General features: G+C 49.0%; 20 protein-coding genes. 14 read left to right on the top strand and 6 right to left on the bottom strand.

Features of this window, described 5'->3' with window-relative positions; translation table 11 throughout:
* Positions 1 to 12: 12 nt before the first annotated feature.
* From BC349_RS16525 to BC349_RS16515, 3 genes are read left to right on the top strand one after another with little or no spacing between them, the layout of a single operon-like run.
* Entirely contained in the window at positions 13 to 729 is a 717-nt protein-coding gene (locus BC349_RS16525; protein WP_187257892.1) for an EcsC family protein, read from the top strand.
* Positions 730 to 747: 18 nt separating this feature from the next.
* Positions 748 to 1,800 carry a bifunctional diaminohydroxyphosphoribosylaminopyrimidine deaminase/5-amino-6-(5-phosphoribosylamino)uracil reductase RibD gene (ribD, locus tag BC349_RS16520; protein ID WP_187257891.1) on the top strand — a complete coding sequence of 351 codons (1,053 nt, stop codon included), beginning with the start codon at positions 748 to 750 and terminating at the stop codon, positions 1,798 to 1,800.
* A gap of 34 nt (positions 1,801 to 1,834) precedes the next feature.
* A complete protein-coding gene (locus tag BC349_RS16515; protein WP_187257890.1) occupies positions 1,835 to 2,440 on the top strand; it encodes an IMPACT family protein in 606 nt (201 codons plus the stop codon).
* Here the strand turns inward: BC349_RS16515 and BC349_RS16510 are convergent.
* Positions 2,427 to 3,167 (bottom strand): YdcF family protein, encoded by a 741-nt coding sequence (locus BC349_RS16510; protein WP_187257889.1) that lies wholly within the window; start codon positions 3,165 to 3,167, stop codon positions 2,427 to 2,429. The two genes, BC349_RS16515 and BC349_RS16510, sit on opposite strands and share 14 nt — an antisense overlap.
* A 103-nt stretch (positions 3,168 to 3,270) precedes the next feature.
* Here BC349_RS16510 and BC349_RS16505 point away from each other — a divergent pair, with 103 nt between their 5' ends.
* Genes BC349_RS16505 through BC349_RS16490 form a run of 4 tightly spaced genes read left to right on the top strand, consistent with a single transcriptional unit; the run spans position 3,271 to position 6,844 of the window.
* Positions 3,271 to 4,758: a hypothetical protein gene (locus BC349_RS16505; protein ID WP_187257888.1), complete on the top strand. Its 1,488-nt coding sequence runs from the start codon at positions 3,271 to 3,273 to the stop codon at positions 4,756 to 4,758.
* A 9-nt stretch (positions 4,759 to 4,767) separates the two neighbouring features.
* On the top strand, positions 4,768 to 5,565 hold the full coding sequence (locus BC349_RS16500) for a hypothetical protein (RefSeq protein ID WP_187257887.1): 798 nt from the start codon (positions 4,768 to 4,770) through the stop codon (positions 5,563 to 5,565).
* Positions 5,562 to 6,110, top strand: a complete 549-nt coding sequence (locus BC349_RS16495) for an RNA polymerase sigma factor (protein WP_246457009.1) — start codon at positions 5,562 to 5,564, stop codon at positions 6,108 to 6,110. The genes BC349_RS16500 and BC349_RS16495 overlap by 4 nt, the downstream gene beginning before the upstream one ends.
* Positions 6,110 to 6,844: a hypothetical protein gene (locus BC349_RS16490; RefSeq protein ID WP_187257886.1), complete on the top strand. Its 735-nt coding sequence runs from the start codon at positions 6,110 to 6,112 to the stop codon at positions 6,842 to 6,844. Before BC349_RS16495 ends, BC349_RS16490 begins: the two co-directional genes overlap by 1 nt.
* Here BC349_RS16490 and BC349_RS16485 read toward each other — a convergent pair.
* The 3 genes from BC349_RS16485 to BC349_RS16475 all read right to left on the bottom strand — a co-directional run bounded on the left by BC349_RS16485 (position 6,841) and on the right by BC349_RS16475 (position 8,740).
* On the bottom strand, positions 6,841 to 7,035 hold the full coding sequence (locus BC349_RS16485; protein ID WP_187257885.1) for a hypothetical protein: 195 nt from the start codon (positions 7,033 to 7,035) through the stop codon (positions 6,841 to 6,843). The genes BC349_RS16490 and BC349_RS16485 overlap by 4 nt on opposite strands.
* 143 nt (positions 7,036 to 7,178) lie before the next feature.
* On the bottom strand, positions 7,179 to 8,069 hold the full coding sequence (locus BC349_RS16480) for a 3-hydroxyacyl-CoA dehydrogenase family protein (protein ID WP_187257884.1): 891 nt from the start codon (positions 8,067 to 8,069) through the stop codon (positions 7,179 to 7,181).
* Between the two features lie 29 nt (positions 8,070 to 8,098).
* On the bottom strand, positions 8,099 to 8,740 hold the full coding sequence (locus tag BC349_RS16475) for a carboxypeptidase-like regulatory domain-containing protein (RefSeq protein WP_187257883.1): 642 nt from the start codon (positions 8,738 to 8,740) through the stop codon (positions 8,099 to 8,101).
* 95 nt (positions 8,741 to 8,835) lie between these two features.
* Between BC349_RS16475 and BC349_RS16470 the strand changes: the two genes are divergently transcribed.
* The 4 genes from BC349_RS16470 to pyrF are packed head-to-tail and all read left to right on the top strand — an operon-like array spanning position 8,836 to position 12,932.
* The gene (locus BC349_RS16470; RefSeq protein WP_187257882.1) at positions 8,836 to 9,936 is read left to right on the top strand and encodes an Mrp/NBP35 family ATP-binding protein; all 1,101 of its coding nucleotides are present in this window, start codon (positions 8,836 to 8,838) and stop codon (positions 9,934 to 9,936) included.
* A gap of 26 nt (positions 9,937 to 9,962) precedes the next feature.
* The gene (locus tag BC349_RS16465) at positions 9,963 to 10,748 is read left to right on the top strand and encodes an SDR family oxidoreductase (RefSeq protein ID WP_187257881.1); all 786 of its coding nucleotides are present in this window, start codon (positions 9,963 to 9,965) and stop codon (positions 10,746 to 10,748) included.
* A 55-nt stretch (positions 10,749 to 10,803) separates the two neighbouring features.
* Complete coding sequence (kynU, locus tag BC349_RS16460; RefSeq protein WP_187257880.1) at positions 10,804 to 12,075, top strand: kynureninase; 1,272 nt, start codon at positions 10,804 to 10,806, stop codon at positions 12,073 to 12,075.
* A 56-nt stretch (positions 12,076 to 12,131) separates the two neighbouring features.
* Positions 12,132 to 12,932 (top strand): orotidine-5'-phosphate decarboxylase, encoded by an 801-nt coding sequence (gene pyrF / locus BC349_RS16455; protein WP_187257879.1) that lies wholly within the window; start codon positions 12,132 to 12,134, stop codon positions 12,930 to 12,932.
* Positions 12,933 to 13,068: 136 nt separating this feature from the next.
* Here pyrF and BC349_RS16450 read toward each other — a convergent pair whose 3' ends face one another.
* Positions 13,069 to 13,479: a YciI family protein gene (locus tag BC349_RS16450; RefSeq protein ID WP_187257878.1), complete on the bottom strand. Its 411-nt coding sequence runs from the start codon at positions 13,477 to 13,479 to the stop codon at positions 13,069 to 13,071.
* Between the two features lie 79 nt (positions 13,480 to 13,558).
* Here BC349_RS16450 and BC349_RS16445 point away from each other — a divergent pair, with 79 nt between their 5' ends.
* Genes BC349_RS16445 through BC349_RS16435 form a run of 3 tightly spaced genes read left to right on the top strand, consistent with a single transcriptional unit; the run spans position 13,559 to position 15,630 of the window.
* Positions 13,559 to 14,737: an acyl-CoA dehydrogenase family protein gene (locus BC349_RS16445; RefSeq protein WP_187257877.1), complete on the top strand. Its 1,179-nt coding sequence runs from the start codon at positions 13,559 to 13,561 to the stop codon at positions 14,735 to 14,737.
* A 1-nt stretch (position 14,738) separates the two neighbouring features.
* A complete protein-coding gene (locus BC349_RS16440; protein ID WP_187257876.1) occupies positions 14,739 to 15,245 on the top strand; it encodes a shikimate kinase in 507 nt (168 codons plus the stop codon).
* Positions 15,238 to 15,630, top strand: a complete 393-nt coding sequence (locus tag BC349_RS16435; protein ID WP_187257875.1) for a DUF423 domain-containing protein — start codon at positions 15,238 to 15,240, stop codon at positions 15,628 to 15,630. The genes BC349_RS16440 and BC349_RS16435 overlap by 8 nt, the downstream gene beginning before the upstream one ends.
* On the opposite strand, the gene BC349_RS16430 is transcribed toward BC349_RS16435, so the two are convergent.
* Positions 15,610 to 17,502 carry a sensor histidine kinase gene (locus BC349_RS16430; RefSeq protein ID WP_187257874.1) on the bottom strand — a complete coding sequence of 631 codons (1,893 nt, stop codon included), beginning with the start codon at positions 17,500 to 17,502 and terminating at the stop codon, positions 15,610 to 15,612. The genes BC349_RS16435 and BC349_RS16430 overlap by 21 nt on opposite strands.
* Between the last annotated feature and the right edge of the window lie 40 nt (positions 17,503 to 17,542).

The following is a 17,542-nucleotide window of genomic DNA, read 5'->3' as shown; positions in this document are numbered from 1 at the left end:
TGAATCTCATCCATGCAGGACTACCTACAGAAAATAGATAAAGAACTCTGGCACTGGCAGCAGAAAATGCAGCAGAGGCCAGGTTTTTTTAATGCGCTTTCCAAACGACTGCAGGTGAAGGTTAATTCGTGGATACCTGAAAAGATTCACCAGGCCATCACCTCAACCATCAAACAAATGATCCGTGGGGTATTGTTTGGTGCACGTCATACAACTTCCGCACCGTTACAGACTGATTCCCTGTGGGTGAGGGAAATGGCCGTTAGGGAAAGAATAGAATTTTACCGCAATACTGCTGCGGTGGAGGGGGGAGTGACAGGGGCAGGGGGATTGCTGCTGGGACTGGCTGATTTTCCTATTTTGCTGGGACTGAAAATAAAACTGCTGTTTGAGATCGCCAGCCTCTATGGGTTTGATGTAAATGACTATAAGGAAAGGGTTTACCTGCTGCATATTTTTGAACTGGCTTTTTCCAGCCACGAACACCGGCGGAATGTTTACCTGAAAATGGTTGACTGGGCTGAAAAAAGCCGGCAGATGCCGGATGATATCCACCTGTTTGACTGGCGCAGTTTCCAGCAGGAGTACCGCGATTATCTTGATATCGCGAAGATGGCCCAGTTGATACCTGTTATCGGGGCGCCTGTTGGTATCGTGGTCAATTACCGGCTGGTAAGGAAACTGGGGCTTACCGCAATGAATGCCTACCGTATGCGGATTCTAAAGTAATTTCGGTCAGATAAAATCATGAGGGATCATTCTGAATACATGCACCGTTGCCTGCAACTGGCCCGCCTGGGAGCCGGTTATGTAGCGCCCAATCCCATGGTTGGTGCGGTCCTGGTACACAAAAACAGGATCATAGGAGAAGGCTATCACCAGTTATATGGAAAAGCTCATGCAGAAGTTAACTGCCTTGATTCAGTGAAAGCAGCTGACCGGCAACTGATTGCTGCAAGTACCCTGTATGTTTCACTGGAACCCTGTGCGCATTTCGGTAAAACACCTCCCTGCGCAGACCTGGTCATCCTCCACAGGATACCAAAGGTGGTGGTAGGCAGTCGTGATCCCTTTAAGGCAGTGGATGGAAAAGGAATTGAAAAAATGCAGGCCGCGGGCATAGAAGTGATCACGGGAGTGCTGGAAAATGAATGCCGTGAACTGAACAAAAGATTTTTTACTTTCCATACAAAGCAGCGCCCCTATATCATTCTGAAGTGGGCGCAATCGGCCAATGGTTGCATTGCCGGGCCTGAAAAAGAGGGGGTAGGAATAAGCCAGGATTTGACCAACAGACTGGTTCATCGGTGGCGCAGTGAAGAGCAGGCAATTGCAATAGGCACGGCAACTGCGTTGATAGATAATCCTTCCCTCACCACCCGCCATGTCAGCGGCCCCAATCCTGTAAGAATATTGCTGGATAAAGAATTGAAAGTTCCTTCCACCAATGCGGTATTGTCAGATGAGGCCGACACGATTGTCCTGAATTACCACCGGGAAGACAAACAGGATCATGTTCAATATGTAAAACTGACGCAGGATGAGCCGGTAGTTGAGCAGATGACTCGTGTGCTGTATGGATTCGGCATGCTGTCGGTAATTATAGAAGGCGGCAGTCTGTTACTTCAGTCATTCATAGATGCGGGGTGCTGGGATGAGGCCCGGATCATCACCAATCCGGCCCTGGTCATTCCCGGTGGTTATAAAGGACCCATCCTCCGGGAAGGGGAACTGCAGGAAAGCCTGACGTCAGGGACAGACCTTGTACATATTTACCGGAAACATTCCTCCGTGCAATAATCTTACCTTCGCAGCCCCGGAATTCCGGGCAACCATGGAAACAAAGACATTTTATACCACCATAGAGAAGTCGGGCACTGCCGAATTCCGCGACCGGGGCAGCAAGTTCATCGGTTATGCATTCCCGGTGGCTTCCGTTGAGGAGTTCAAAGAAAAGCTGAACGCTATCAGGAAAGAACACCCCAAAGCAACCCATCATTGTTTTGCCTACCGTATTGGTCTGGATGGGAATAATTTCAGGGTGAATGATGACGGGGAGCCATCCGGTTCTGCCGGCAAACCCATCCTGGGGCAGATCGACAGCAAGGAACTGACCAATGTAGGTGTGGTGGTAGTGCGTTATTTCGGAGGTTCCCTGCTGGGTGTACCCGGTTTGATCAATGCCTACAAAACAACTGCCACGGTTGTATTGCAAACGCTCCCGTTTGTACAGAAGCCCATAGAGGTATGCTACCGGCTGCAGTTTGATTATACTACGATGAACGAAGTGATGATGATCATCAAACAGTTCAATTGCAGCGTGCTTAAGCAGGATATCCAGTTGTTCTGCCTGTTCACCATTGGTGTGCCCGTGAACCGCCAGGATGAAGTGCTGTACCGGCTGAAAGACCTGCATACGGTGGAGACTACCAGGTGCTGACCAGCCATCCCACCCATTCTTTTATCAGCCTTCCCCAGCGGTCGAAAAGGGAAAAATCCGGCCAGATCATGTCCTGCCAATCCTGCTTCCTGTCAAACAAATCGTAATTGGCCGGAATACCGGTAGTGGATATGCCCGCATTTTTGAAATCCTGGCTGCATCTGCGCATATGTATGGCTGATGTAACCAGCGCAAATGGTCCATGCAATCCCAGACTGTCGATAATCCTTTTGGTGAATTGGGCATTCTGCCGGGTATTCCTGCTTTCTGCTTCCGTTATGATCCTGTCTGCCGGGATACCATGTTTTACCAGTTCCTCTTTCAGGAAAAAAGCTTCCGGCGGGATACTTCTGTCGAGGAAACCGTTCCCCCCTGTAACAATGATGTATTGAGCCTGCTGTTGATGATACAGCCGGGCGGTTTGAATAAACCTGTCTGCCGCATACCCGAAATAGCCCCGATTGTTGTGGTCGAATCCGGCCACGCCACCCGGTAGTATGGCCGCAGTGAACTTTTCATGAACCATTGCAGGTTTGGGCTGCCAGGCAAGGACAGCAAGCCTGTACAAAGCCGGATTGGTAGCCAGCAGCGCAACTGCCAGGGCCAGGATCCCGGCTGTCCGTTTCCAGCGGGGAGAATGAATTAACAGATACATTAACACCAGTAGCAGTAACCAGTTGGATGGTGAAAGTGTCGCAGTGACCAGCTTGGAAATAACGAATTGCATAGGTAAATATAAGCCGCTTGTTAAAGTTTTCTAAATCACAAGATCTGTACCCAACCCTTTTGTCACTGCAGGAGGTATAGTCAGTAGATAAATCAAACAGTATATGAAACAAGTATTAAACCTTTTCCTTTTAAGTGTTTTATTTTTTGCAGCATGTAAAAAAGAAAATGAAGTGCCGGAGTCTATCCCTCAGCCCATCCCTGCACCGGTTGCCGGCAAATTACAGTTTGCCGTTGAATTGGAAACAGCCGTTGACGCAGACAGTATAGATGCGGTGGCCGATCTTTCCCTGTCTTCAGGCCAGGCTATATGGGTGAGGAAGCATATCCGCCTGGGTAAACAGAATAGCCAATGGGTGTCTGCACCGATGGAATTACCCCAGGGGCAATATAAGCTCACTGCTTTTATGCTGAAAAATGGTGAGGAGCTGATCAGTGTGGCGCCTGTTGCGGGTTCTGTAAGGGCCGCAGGTGTGCAACAGGCATTGCCGGTATCAGTTGGTGTAACAGCTTCGGGAGCCAGCCTGCACCCGCAGGTGCTGCCAATTGGGCCTGTGGATGGTCCCGCCGCATTCGGTTATCCCGCCCATGCTTTTCAATCCAACGCGATGGATATTCTGGTAAGGGCTTCTGTTAAGGTAGGCAATGTCATGTACGACAGCATTCCTGCCAGTCTGGAACTAATCAGCACCCTTGCGAATGGCCAGGAATACAAGGCGCAGTTCGCACTTGTGCCCGGCGCCAACCTGATCCCCGTTGCCCGGCAGGCGGTTCAACACAGGCTGGTGATGAAACAGTGGAATACGGTGGCTGAAAGGGTGATTACACCTGAAGAAGTGCAGGAAAACGGATTGCTGGTATTGGCTGCGGAACGTGACATTAAAAGGCTGCGGATGGAGATGGATTACCTTGAAGTGGAGGGCCAATGGCAGCTGAAGGGGAATAGCATATTTTCCTATCGTGCCGATGGTGACCTCGACAGGGTGCAGTATTACCAGAAAAAACCTCAATACCAGGACCTTCAGGCCACTTATACCGATAAGGGTGTTTACAGCGGAAACAGGCTGACAGGGGTATTGCGTTATGACGACCGGCAGGTACAGGTTGGTAAGACCTGGTATGAGTTTGACGGCGCAGGTAAAATCACCCATGTGAGTAATCAATCCTATGATGTAACCATTCATGGAGCTATTGAACAGGGGGTGGAAAATGGCCGGCAGCAGACAGAAATTTACTATCTCTTTGACAATGGTTCAACCATGCACTACTCCATGACATACCTGGGCGGCAATAAAATTGCAGACAAGGCAATCAGTTCAAAAGGCGGCCAGGAAGGTGGAACTTATGGATATGATACAAATATCAACCCATACCAGCAGATAATGTTCCCCGACCTCTACCTGAGCCGTTCTTCAAAAAATAATTTGAGTTCGCAGCAGAAAGGCTATACCGGGGCAATTCCATCATCTGTTCCCTATAAGTTTGAATATACTTATGACGCAGATGGTTACCCGGTAACACTCATCAAATATTATAAATCGGGCATGACAGGCCTTGACCTTTACCGCACAAAAACAACCTTCACCTATTAATTTCAAACCATGCGAATCATCATTATAGCCGCTTTATTCCTGGTTTCCTGCACAGCAGCGAAAGTGTCTGTTCCCGACCAGTTTGGATCGGCCGCCAGTTCCATGAAAGTTACCGGCCTGAACGGATGGATGCTCAACCAGCAATTGACATTCGGATCATATCATACCACCCCCGTAAAAAGGGGGTGGGATTTTTCTTCCGTCATGCAACACAGTCGCATCAGTTTCCGTTTGGAAGACCAGGTTGTGAAAGTGTTTAATATCAATACGGATAACCGTACCATATCAGAGAAAAATAAAATGCAGTACACAGTACAGAATGGCGGGCAACAGGCAGCCGTGTTTGCGATGGAGAAATTCAGTGAGAAACAACTGGTGTTTAAAACGAACCAACCCCGCTGGGGCGAGCTCACCCATACGCGCAACCTGCAATATGCTTTCTCCGCTGCCATTGTGTTGCTGGCAGACAAAAAGCCCGAGCCCTGGCAAATGGTAATGGTTCACCGCCAGGATGCGCAGTCGGTAACGGAAGAAGAAGGTTATGCCACCAATGGGGATATTACCATTTCAATAAATCCCCTGAGAATACGTTCCTATACCAATCCCAAAGGAAAGAATGTGAAAGTGGCCGGCGGACCGATGTTTGCGGGCTATGAATTGAAGATTGACGGTGGACTCATAGGCGTGGTAGATGTGCTCGATAACCAGGTCTGGATGATCAACGATATGGACCCCGCCTATAAAATGGTGGTTGCAGCCGTCTCTTCATCATTACTTTTAAAGAGGAAACAGGATATCGCTAATTGAGTGCTACGCTGGACATACAATTTATTCTTGATGGCTGTATAGCCAATAACCGTAAGGCGCAGGAACTGCTTTACCGGCAATACTATGAGTATGCCATGGTGATAGCGCTTAGGTATTCCCGTGATGATGCCGATGCCGCCGATATCGTAAGCGAGGCATTTGTAAAAGTGTTTAAAAGCATCAGGAGTTTTGATCCGTCCAAAGCCGCCTTCAAGACCTGGCTCAAAAGGATTGTTATCAATGAAGGCCTGGATCATTTCAAAGCCAGGAGCCGGTTCGGGAGCGAGATTGAACTGGAACTGGAAACCACGCCGGCTCCCAATATCAATAATGCAGCCATTGAACAGTTGAATGCAAAAGAGCTGATGACAATCATCCAGCAATTGCCTCCCGCTACCCATGCTGTTTTTGTCCTGTACGCAGTGGATGGATATAACCACCGGGAGATCGCGGAACACCTGCAGATCAGCGAGGGGACCAGTAAATGGCACCTGAGTGAAGCCCGGAAGACCTTACAGGAAAAACTGAAGACGTTGAAAAACTAATGAATCAAATCACCCCATATGAACAATTGATAGCTGCAAAGCTGGAGCAGCTGCCGCCTTTACCGGTCATGGCAGATGAGATCTGGTTGCGGATATCAGTCCGGTTGGATGAAGACATGCCAACCGATGACGATGATTTTGGGGGAGATGACCCTGAGTCTGGCCCGGATGGCGGCTCAGTGGTTTCGCCGGATACCGGCTGGAAGGGATGGTCAATCATATTGCTGCTTGGAGCTGTATCCCTTTTGATCATTTACAGGGCTGGATATTTTTCCGGCCGCAAGGCTTCTGTCGGGGAGCCGGAAACAAATTACCGCATACTGGAGCCGGCGCCTGTACGTAAACCAGGGGAGTCGCCCCCGGGAGGCAGCCAGTCAAATACGCTGATCCCGCCGGTTGTACAAGGGGAAGGGCAAACAATAAGCCCGGCTGATTCATTGAACAAGCCGGCGCAGTCATTTACGGCAGCGCAGGATTCAACCGGGGGTGGTGGTGCAGATGATTTATTACGGGGGGCAATACCGGCGGATTCGCCAGTTTCCGGAACGCAGGATTTATCGGTTCCCAATGAGACGGAAGCTAAAGGGACAGTGGTTCCGGAACAGAACGGACCGGTTCCCTCAAAAATAAAGCCCGATAGCACAAGAGGAAGGAAACGCCCTTCCGGCATCAAAGGAATAGGTCCCGATGATTACCGGATCGTTCCGCAGCAAAAGCAAAAAGATAGTACTTAGTTCACCAACACAGTAAAGGCAGAAACAGTATCCGGTCCGGCGTCCTCTTCAATATCTGCAGGGGTTTCTTTATGAAGTTTGCCGATTTCAGTGGGAATTTGCTGGCTGCAGACAACCTGTCCGAGTCCGGCGAAAACGCCGGTGCCAAAAATGACACATGCGATTACAAGTAAAATGGAAGCCAGTTTCATGATATAGGTTTAATGGTTGACGGCAGTTGATTATGACCATGTAAAAATGCATCACAATCAATTGAGCAACCATCTCAATCCGACAAAATGGCGAAAAATCCGCATGAAACGGCAAAAAACGGCGTTAAATGTCAAATGCCTGCTTATAAAAACCGGTCACTAACCACCAGGTCCTTGCTTCCGGGGGTATACCTGTAAAAGCCTTCGCCGGTTTTTACCCCCAGTTTACGGGCGGTAACCATATTGGTAAGCAGAGGGCAGGGGGCATATTTCGGGTTGCCAAAACCGTCTTCCATCACTTTCAGGATGCTATGGCAGACATCCAGCCCGATAAAATCGGCCAGTTGCAGCGGCCCCATCGGGTGGGCCATGCCAAGTTTCATGATGGTGTCAATTTCTTCCACTCCCGCCACCCCTTCGTACAGGCTGTAAATCGCCTCATTGATCATGGGCATCAGGATGCGGTTGGCAATGAAACCCGGGTAGTCGTTGACCACGCAGGGGACTTTGTTAAGTTGTTTGCTAAGGTTTACAATTGATTCGGTCACAAACGGGTCGGTTGAATAACCATTGATGATCTCCACCAGTTTCATCACCGGCACCGGGTTCATGAAATGCATGCCGATCACTTTTTCGGGGCGTTTGGTAACGCTGGCGATGCGGGTAATGGAGATGGAGGATGTATTGCTGGCCAGGATCACACCCTCGGGGGCTGCGGCATCCAGGGCCTTGAAGATATTCAGTTTCAGGTCTATGTTTTCTGTGGCAGCTTCCACTACCAGGTCAACATCGCGCACGCCTTCTTCGATGGAGCTGAAAGTGCTGATGCGGCCATAAGCTGCTGCCTGATCCTCTGCAGTGAGTGTTCCTTTGGCAACCTGCCTTTCGAGGTTTTTATGGATGGTCTGGAGAGCTTTAATCAGTTGTTCGGTATTAACATCCACCAGTTGAACCTGGAAGCCGAATTGGGCAAAAACGTGGGCGATGCCATTACCCATGGTGCCGGCACCTATGACAGCAATCTTCTGAAACATAGAAATCATTTAGGAAACAAAAATAAGCGCTACTTCTTGCTTTTGAAATCACCTCTTTTCCAGGCACGGATAAATTCGGCCCATGCCATCGGATTCATTAGGTTGATCGGCGGGGTTGTGCCTGTATAGGAATAACGCTGTGCCTGTTTGCGAAGAGCGTAGTTGGCTGCTTCCTTGCCATCGGCAGGAAGGATATTCATCAACGCACGGCGGGTTTGTTCGTCGGTGTTTTTCCTTGCAATTTCAAGGTCGTCATCCGGCACCTGTGTGTTGACGAAATCCCGTTCAAACTGCTCGCGGGTGGGCCTGGGCCTGATGATCGTGGCGGGAAGGTATTGTGTGTCTACAACCATTAACTGCACGATGCTGAACTGGTTGCCTTCCATGTTACGCGGAATTTCTACCAGTTTTGGTTTATACCCTATGCTGGTGAATTCTATTTTATCTCCCTTCAATACCACGATGGAGAATACACCCTGTTCATTGGTAATAGTACCCCTTCTGCCACCTTTGATAGTGACGCTGACTGAGGGGATTCCCTGAAGACTGTCTGCCGTCATCACTACGCCATACAATTGAACCACAGAATCCTTGATGGTCTCAAATTGTGCGTTTGCCTGTTGACAGATGGTGAAAAAACTTACTATGAGTAAAGGTAAAATTCGCTTCATTGGTTCAAATATATAGACTTCAACAAATCTGCCTCAACAAATTACCACCTGCATTGGTTAATTTTGCACTAAAATTAATTCTCAACCTCGTAATAATGACACAAGAACAAATATTGAAGGCGCTGGGAAATGTGCAGGAGCCTGACCTGGGCAGTGATATAGTGAGCCTGAACATGGTAAAGGACCTCGAAGTGAATGGCAATGAAGTGAGCTTTACCATTGTGCTGACAACCCCTGCCTGCCCCATGAAAGACCTTATGAAGAACGCCTCTGTCAACGCCATCCGTTTGCTGGTGAATAAGGAGGCGAATGTGACCGTAAATTTTACTGCGAATACGAATACCCTCCGGAAGGATACCGGTGCAGTACTGCCTAAGGTAAAAAATATCATCGCGGTGGTGAGCGGTAAGGGGGGCGTTGGAAAAAGTACTGTTTCAGCCAATCTTGCACTGGCCCTGGCCCAGGGCGGTGCATCAGTAGGTCTGATGGATGCCGATATTTATGGTCCAAGCGTTCCGATCATGTTTGGGGTGCGGGGTGAAAGGCCTAAAATGATGAGTGGTGGTGAGGGCGATAAAGGTCTGATTGTTCCCCTGGAACGCTATGGCATCAAACTAATGAGTATCGGGTTGCTGGTGGATGAGAAGAATGCGGTGGTTTGGCGTGGCCCGATGGCCAGCAGCGCCATCCGCCAGTTTGTTACAGATGTTTTCTGGGATGAACTGGATTACCTGGTAATCGATATGCCGCCCGGAACCGGTGATATCCACCTGACCCTCATGCAAACTGTTCCGGTTACCGGGGTAGTAGTGGTTACCACCCCACAGGATGTGGCCCTGGCTGATGCCAAAAAAGGTATTGCCATGTTCGGCCAGGCACAGATCAAAGTGCCCATTATCGGTATTGTCGAAAACATGAGTTATTTCACGCCGGCCGAACTACCGGAGAACAGGTATTATATTTTTGGAAAGGAGGGTGGCAAGAGGCTTGCTGAGGAGTATGATATTCCTTTCCTGGGACAGATTCCGTTGGTGCAGAGCATCCGCGAAGGCGGTGATAAAGGGGTTCCCATCATGATGACCGATGATGAGATCACTAAGGCAGCTTTTGAAGCGTTTGCTGGACTTGCTGCGCGGAGTATCGCCATGCGAAACGCCAAACTGGCGCCTTCGCAGGTTATTGAAGTGGTGGCCTGACCCATAACCCGGTTTTAAATTTAATTATGAATATTTCACTCCAGGGCAAAACCGCATTGGTATGCGGAAGCACTCAGGGCATTGGACTTGCTACAGCAAAGGAACTGGCATTACTGGGAGCGGAATGTATATTGCTGGCACGAAATGAATCTGCTTTACAGGAAGCCGTTTCGGGGTTGGACAGTTCCCGGGGGCAGCAGCATAGTTATGCAGTAGCGGATTTTACAGACCCTGATGCCGTTGGGCAGGCGGTTACGCAGCTGGTATCGAAAAAGCGTATAACCATTCTCGTTAATAATACCGGCGGGCCGGCTGCCGGACCTGTTATTGATGCGCCTGTTGAATCCTTTGAATCGGCGTTCCGCCAGCACCTGGTGGTCAATCACCTGCTGGTGCAGGCGCTGGTGCCCACCATGAAGGAGGATGGTTATGGCAGGATCATCAATATCATTTCCACCTCAGTAAAAGTACCGCTGCACAACCTGGGCGTTTCCAATACCATACGCGGGGCAGTGGCGTCCTGGGCTAAAACCCTGGCCAATGAGCTGGCGGCAGATGGTATTACGGTCAATAATGTTTTACCGGGTTTTACCAGTACCAAAAGGCTGGAAAGCCTTGCGGCCATACTGGCTTCAAATAGAGGAATCACCCGGAAAGAGCAGGAGGCCCTTATGGCCGGCGAAGTCCCCGCCAAAAGATTTGGACATGCTGAGGAGATTGCAGCTGTGGCAGCCTTCCTGGCCACCCCGGCTGCTGCTTATGTGAACGGTACCAGCATCCCTGTGGATGGCGGAAGAACCGGATCCATCTGAGGGCGGACATGAGTCAATTTCCAGAATTCAGGAATTATAAATCAGCGAACCCAACATGCTAAACGATCTCGCATATGCCCGCCAGTTAGATGCTGAAGACCCGCTCAGGTCGTTCAGGCGGGAATTTATTATCCCTTCGGATCAGGGGAAAGAGCAGGTGTATTTCCTGGGCAACTCACTGGGTTTGCAACCGAAAAGAACTGCCTCCTTTATAGATAAGGTTTTGCAGCAATGGAGCCGGTATGGAGTGGAGGCATTTTTCCTGGGTGAGGATCCGTGGATGCATTATCACGACCATCTCATAAAACCGCTGGCTGCCATCGTAGGAGCTATGCCGTCAGAGGTGGTGGTGATGAACCAGCTCACGGTAAACCTGCACCTGATGATGGTCAGTTTTTATCGCCCCGAAGGCCGGCGCAACAAGATCATCTGTGAAGCCAGGGCCTTTCCCAGTGACCAGTATATGTTTGAAACGCATGTGAGGGCGATGGGCCTGGATCCGGAGGAGGTGATTGTGGAAATATCGCCCAGGAAAGGAGAGCATACCATCCGGCTGGAAGATATTTTGTCAGCAATTCGTTTGCATGCAGATGATTTAGCCCTGGTGCTCTGGGGGGGATTGAACTATTATACCGGACAGGTATTCGATATGAAGTCGATAACGGATGCAGCCCATGCAGTTGGCGCGAAAGCCGGCTTTGACCTGGCCCATGCTGCGGGTAATGTGAACCTCCGCCTGCACGAATGGGGGGTTGATTTTGCCTGCTGGTGCAGTTATAAATACCTGAACAGCGGCCCCGGCGCAGTGGGCGCTGCGTATGTCCATGAACGTTATCATGAAGATCACAGCCTGCAACGGTTTGCCGGTTGGTGGGGGTATGAAAAATCCTCCCGGTTTAAAATGGAAAAGGGCTTTGTGCCGGTGCCCACGGCGGAGGGCTGGCAACTGAGTACGCCATCCCCTATCATGTATGCCGCACACCGGGCATCACTGGAAATATTTGCTGCTGCGGGTTTTGAAAACCTTCAGCAAAAGGGGCAGGCACTGAGCGATTTCCTGTTGTTCCTGCTGGATGGGATAAATGAATCTGCGGACTCTCCGGTACTGGAAGTAATTACGCCGCGGGACCGGGCATCGAAAGGATGCCAGGTTTCCATGCTGATGCACCGGCGTGGTAAAGAAGTATTTGACAGATTGTTCAGGGAGGGGATTTTTGCCGACTGGCGCGAACCCAATGTGATACGGGTGGCACCAGTTCCCCTTTACAATAGTTTTGAAGAAGTCTGGCGCTTTGCCGAAACCCTGAAACAGGCAATCCGTGAATAGGCAGTTGCTCCTTTGCATGCCCAACTACTAGAAATAAACACCCACAAACTTTTATAATGGATCGTCAACGTCTCATTCAACAGATAAAATCCAAAAACTCCTATCTCTGTGTAGGGCTTGATACCGATCATGCAAAAATTCCGGTGCACCTGCAATCCCGCCCCGATGCCATCATTGCATTCAATAAAGCCATCATCGATGCTACGAAGGATCATTGTGTCAGTTACAAGATCAATACAGCTTTCTACGAGGCAATGGGCCTGAAAGGCTGGGCAGCCATGGAAGAAACGGTTCATTATATTCCGGATACCCATTTTAAAATAGCCGATGCCAAGAGAGGAGATATCGGAAACACCAGCACACAATATGCAAAGGCATTTTTCGAAACGCTTCCTTTCGACGCCATAACCGTGGCGCCGTACATGGGTTCTGACAGCGTAAGGCCTTTTCTGGAGTATGCTGACAAATGGACCATTGTGCTGGGGTTGACTTCCAACACCGGTGCGAAGGATTTTGAGCTGCAGAAAACGGGCGATGAATACCTGTATGAAAAGGTTTTACGGACCGTTGCCGGCTGGGGAAATCCCGCCAACCTGATGTTTGTGGTAGGGGCCACCCAGGCGTCTGCTTTTGAAAATATCCGCAGGATATTGCCGGAACATTTTTTTCTCGTGCCGGGAGTGGGAGCACAGGGTGGCAGCCTGAAAGATATTTCTGAAAAAGCCATGAATGCAGATTGCGGCTTACTGGTCAACGCCAGCCGGGCTGTGATTTATGCTTCAGAAAAAGAAGACTTCGCGGAAGAAGCCGGCGCTATCGCCAGGCAATACCAGTTTGAAATGGGGCAATACCTGTAAGGTTAAAGGTGTCTGACATGTTTGGGGTGTCTGACGTTTAGGGGTAGGTGTCTGACGTTTGTGTCCGGTGAATTCAGTAATCCTAAACGTCAGACACCTGTCCCCGCACCAGTCCCTGGCACAAAAGTCAGACACCTTACTTTGGTTTGCCGGGGGTAAAGCTTCCTGTCGGGGCGGTCCACCAGGGGCGTATGTCATAGGTGAGCCTTCCGCTGCTGATGGCTGGGTCGGTTTTTAACAGACTTTCCACTTCCTGCCTGGTTTCACAATCGAAGATGAATATTCCCAGCCAGTTGCCCCGGTCTCCAAATGGTCCCGCCACTTTAATTTTCCCTTCATAATAGAGGCGGTTAATATTGTCAAGATGCCCCTTCTGAATATTTGCGGCTGTAGCGGAATCCTGGTTTCGGCTTGGCCCTGCCAATAACATGACAAACCAGTATTGCCGGATCTGTTCTGTTGGGTCAGGCTGTTTTTTATTGTCCTGCGCCATGCTGTTTAACCCTGCCATCAGGATAACAAGCAGGAATAGTACACGCTGTTTCATGGTATGTTAATAGTTTGATTCATTATTGGGTGTAAAGTATAAATCTACCTACTTTAGCAAACTAAAAATTCAGTTTGCCATGGCCAGGGATCAATTTCAATCGCCCGATTATTTAAACCTAGATGAATTATTGTCCGAAGAGCATCTTATGGTGCGCGATGCTGTCCGTAACTATGTAAAGCAGGAAATATCTCCCATTATTGAGGACTATGCCCAGCGGGCTGAATTTCCGCAGCAGATCGTTAAACAGATGGGTGAACTCGGTGTGTTTGGTCCCACCGTTCCGGCTGAGTATGGGGGTGGCGGGCTGGATTATATTTCTTACGGACTGATGATGCAGGAATTGGAAAGGGGTGACAGCGGAGTTCGTTCCACCGCATCCGTACAGGGATCACTGGTCATGTTCCCGATCTATGAATTCGGCAGTGAAGAACAGCGCCGTAAATACCTGCCGAAACTGGCGAGCGGCGAGTGGCTGGGATGTTTCGGACTCACCGAACCCAATCACGGTTCCAATCCTGCCGGAATGCTTACCAACATCAAGGATGCAGGTGATCATGTAATCCTGAATGGTGCCAAAATGTGGATCAGCAATGCACCTTTTGCCCAGGTCGCCGTGGTTTGGGCCAAAGATGAAGAGGGGGTTGTAAGGGGAATGATCCTGGAGCGGGGGATGGAAGGATTCACCACGCCCACAACCCATAACAAATGGAGTTTAAGGGCATCTGCAACCGGTGAACTGGTTTTTGATAATGTAAAAGTTCCCAAGGAAAATATTCTTCCCAATGTGAAAGGCATGCGCGGACCATTGAGTTGCCTTACCAAGGCACGTTTCGGTATTGCATGGGGTACAGTTGGCGCAGCGATGGATTGTTATGATACAGCGCTCCGCTATTCAAAAGAACGTATCCAGTTCGGAAGGCCCATCGGCGGATTCCAGTTGCAGCAGAAGAAACTGGCGGAAATGATCTCCGAGATCACGAAAGCGCAATTACTGAACTGGCGCGTGGCGGTTTTGATGAATGAGGGCAAGGTGACACCTGCCCAGGTGAGCATGGCCAAACGGAATGGTTGTGAAGTAGCACATAAGGTTGCCCGTGATGCCCGGCAGATGCTGGGTGGTATGGGAATTACCGGCGAGTACCCTGTGATGCGCCACATGATGAACATTGAAAGTGTTATTACCTACGAGGGAACGCATGATATCCATTTATTGATTACCGGTATGGATGTGACCGGTTTTAATGCATTTAACTAATATGCGTGTTTACCTGATCGGTTTCATGGGAAGTGGAAAGTCATTCTGGGGGCGAAAATTGTCAGCCGCCATGAAGGTTCCGTTTTTTGACCTTGATGATGAAATCGTTCAGCGGGAACAAAAACCGATCACGGAAATTTTTTCAGAAAAAGGAGAGGAGTATTTCCGCAGGCTTGAGAAGGATATCCTGGAGCAGCTGACCGAAACCAATGAAGACATGATACTATCCTGCGGGGGGGGAACTCCCTGCTTTTTCGGAAACATAGATTATATGAAAGGTCGTGGGAAAGTCGTCTGGCTGAATACCTCCACCAATGTGCTGGTGGAACGTTTGCTGAAGGAAAAGACCCATCGGCCGCTTTTAAGGGATATTCCCGATGAAGATATGAAGGCATTCATTGTGCGGAAACTGCACGACCGTAAACTGTATTACGAACAGGCCCATCTTATTCTCAAAGAAGAAACCCTTTCATCTGAACAACTTCAACAGGCAATAGAAAATGGCTAGATCAATACTGGTTTCGGCAGCCCTGCTGGGTGCGCTGGCAGTGATTTTAGGGGCGTTTGGTGCGCATGGACTGAAACAAATCGTGCCGCCGGAAACGGTTGCGACTTTTGAAACCGGGGTACGCTATCATTTCTATCATGTGTTTGCCTTACTGGCTACCGGCCTGCTGGCATTCCAGTACCCGGTGAAACAGATTCGTTGGGCTGCACAGTGTTTTATGGCAGGCATGCTCCTTTTCAGCGGTTCTTTATATCTGCTGACCTTTCTCAAGGCCACAGAAACCGTTGGTTTGTCAAAACTGGGTTTGATCACTCCTGTAGGAGGAGTATTGCTGGTGCTTGGGTGGCTGTTTTTATTCCTTGGCTTACTGAAGCGGAATGCTTAATGTAACAATGGTTCCATTATGGTGCCTGATACTGAAGTGACCGTCAATTGATTCCATTCGTTTGCGCATATTTGTCAGGCCATTGCTGAATTCCCGGATGTTGTCGTAGTTAAGGCCAATCCCGTTATCGTGTATTTTTATGACCAGGTGGGGCCCGATCCTGAAACTTATGACAACTTCAGTGGCGTGAGAGTGTTTCACTACATTGTTCAGCGCTTCCTTGATACATAAAAAACTGTTCCTCCTTTTTTCTCCACTCAGGTCAATGGCTGGCAGGTTGTCCGGAGATTCAACCCTGCAAACAATTTCTGTGTTATCAAAGAATTCAGCAGCATAGGAACGCACATAGGCGATCATGTTGTCTACCGAATCATTGGTGCTCTTCATTGTCCAGATAATGGTATTCATTTTGCCGATAAGGTCATTGGCGGAGTGGGAGATTTTTTCAATTTCGGGTAAAGTGTTGTCTTTCATTTTTGTCTTCACCAGTTCACTCATCAGGCGAATTGCTGTAACCCCTGATCCCAGTTCGTCGTGCATGTCCGCAGAAATCCGATTGCGTTCTTCCTGTTTGGCTGCCAGGACGGCCATTTGTTTTTCAATGGCGCTTTTTTCATATTCCAGGAGTATTCTTTCTTTTTCGCGTGCCCTGGCTGCAATATCCAGCCTGGTTTTAAAAGATAAGGCTATCAGGAAGAATACCAGTTCGAAAAGGATACCCATTTCATACCAGAATAAGGAATCATTGATCAGGGAACTGAGTGTCGGATTGAACCTGTAGGAAGAATTGATCAGGAACAATGAAACCAGTCCGCCCAGAAACAGAAAACTGTGACCAATTGCCAGGTAACGCAATATCATTTCGCCGGTATAAATCGCATATGCGATAACAAAAATCGTACAGGCCGACCAGGAGTATTTTATAAGATTTTCCACCATGTTCTGCAGGGGGAAATTGTCTGCAAAAAAATTCAGGATGGTGAAAGCAATCATGCCCGATATGGTGATCACCTGCTGGGCCAGTAACATTTTTTCGAGTGCCGGGAATTCGGTTTTTGCGTTGGTGAACCGTCGTAGAAACAGAAAGTAGAAAAGCGTGCCGGCGCACTGCAGCATAAAATCAAAATAACTTTCAAAGAAAAAGTTAGCCTCAGCCGGGTACTTGTAGAGATAGGCTTTAAAAAAGAACATGAATCCAAGCAGGGCCGCATATGCCAGGTAATAAAGGAATTCAATGTTCCAGTTGGTAAAATAAGCTGCAAGTGAATAAAAGATCATCATCAGCATGACACCGCATGTTAAATAGGTGATGATGCTGTTGAGTCTTCTGTCATTTCGTAAATCTTCGAGCAGGTTGGGCAGAAAGAATTCATTGCAGAGGATCGGGGTTATGCTGTTGACGGTAGTTTTGATGAACTGGAGTTCACAGATAAATGTGGCAGATTCTCCCGGTTTCAGGTAAATCCGGCCCACACTTGTCCGGTTATAATCCTTGTTGCCCGGCTGCCCGGATACCGGCTTGAATTCGCCTACTGCGCTGTCATATTTGTAAAGGTCAATATCATTGAAATAGAATCCCGGCAGGAAAAAAATACTTTGGGCTGAATCGGTATCGTTCAACAGGCTGAACTGAAGAAAGGCTGGCATATTCACATAGCGGGCCGGAATTTTCCTGCTGAGTGATACGGGTATAGGGTGAAGGGAGGGTAATCCACGAAAGGACTCTGTTTTCACCTGGCCGGCACTGTCAATAAAGATGCTCGTCTGGTCTGCGATAGATTTTGACAACCAGATCGAACTGAGTCGGATAAGGCTGTCAGTGGATGCTTTTTTTTGGGCCAGTAGATTGCCGGCCTGCAAGAGGAGGATCAAAGAAATTAACAGTATCCGGCCGGAGCGTCGGAATAAGGCT

It is taken from the genome of Flavihumibacter stibioxidans, from assembly GCF_014332695.1.
Lineage (GTDB): Bacteria > Bacteroidota > Bacteroidia > Chitinophagales > Chitinophagaceae > Flavihumibacter > Flavihumibacter stibioxidans.
The sequence above is the reverse complement of the archived record's forward strand: the minus strand, read 5'-3'. Positions and strand labels throughout refer to the sequence as shown.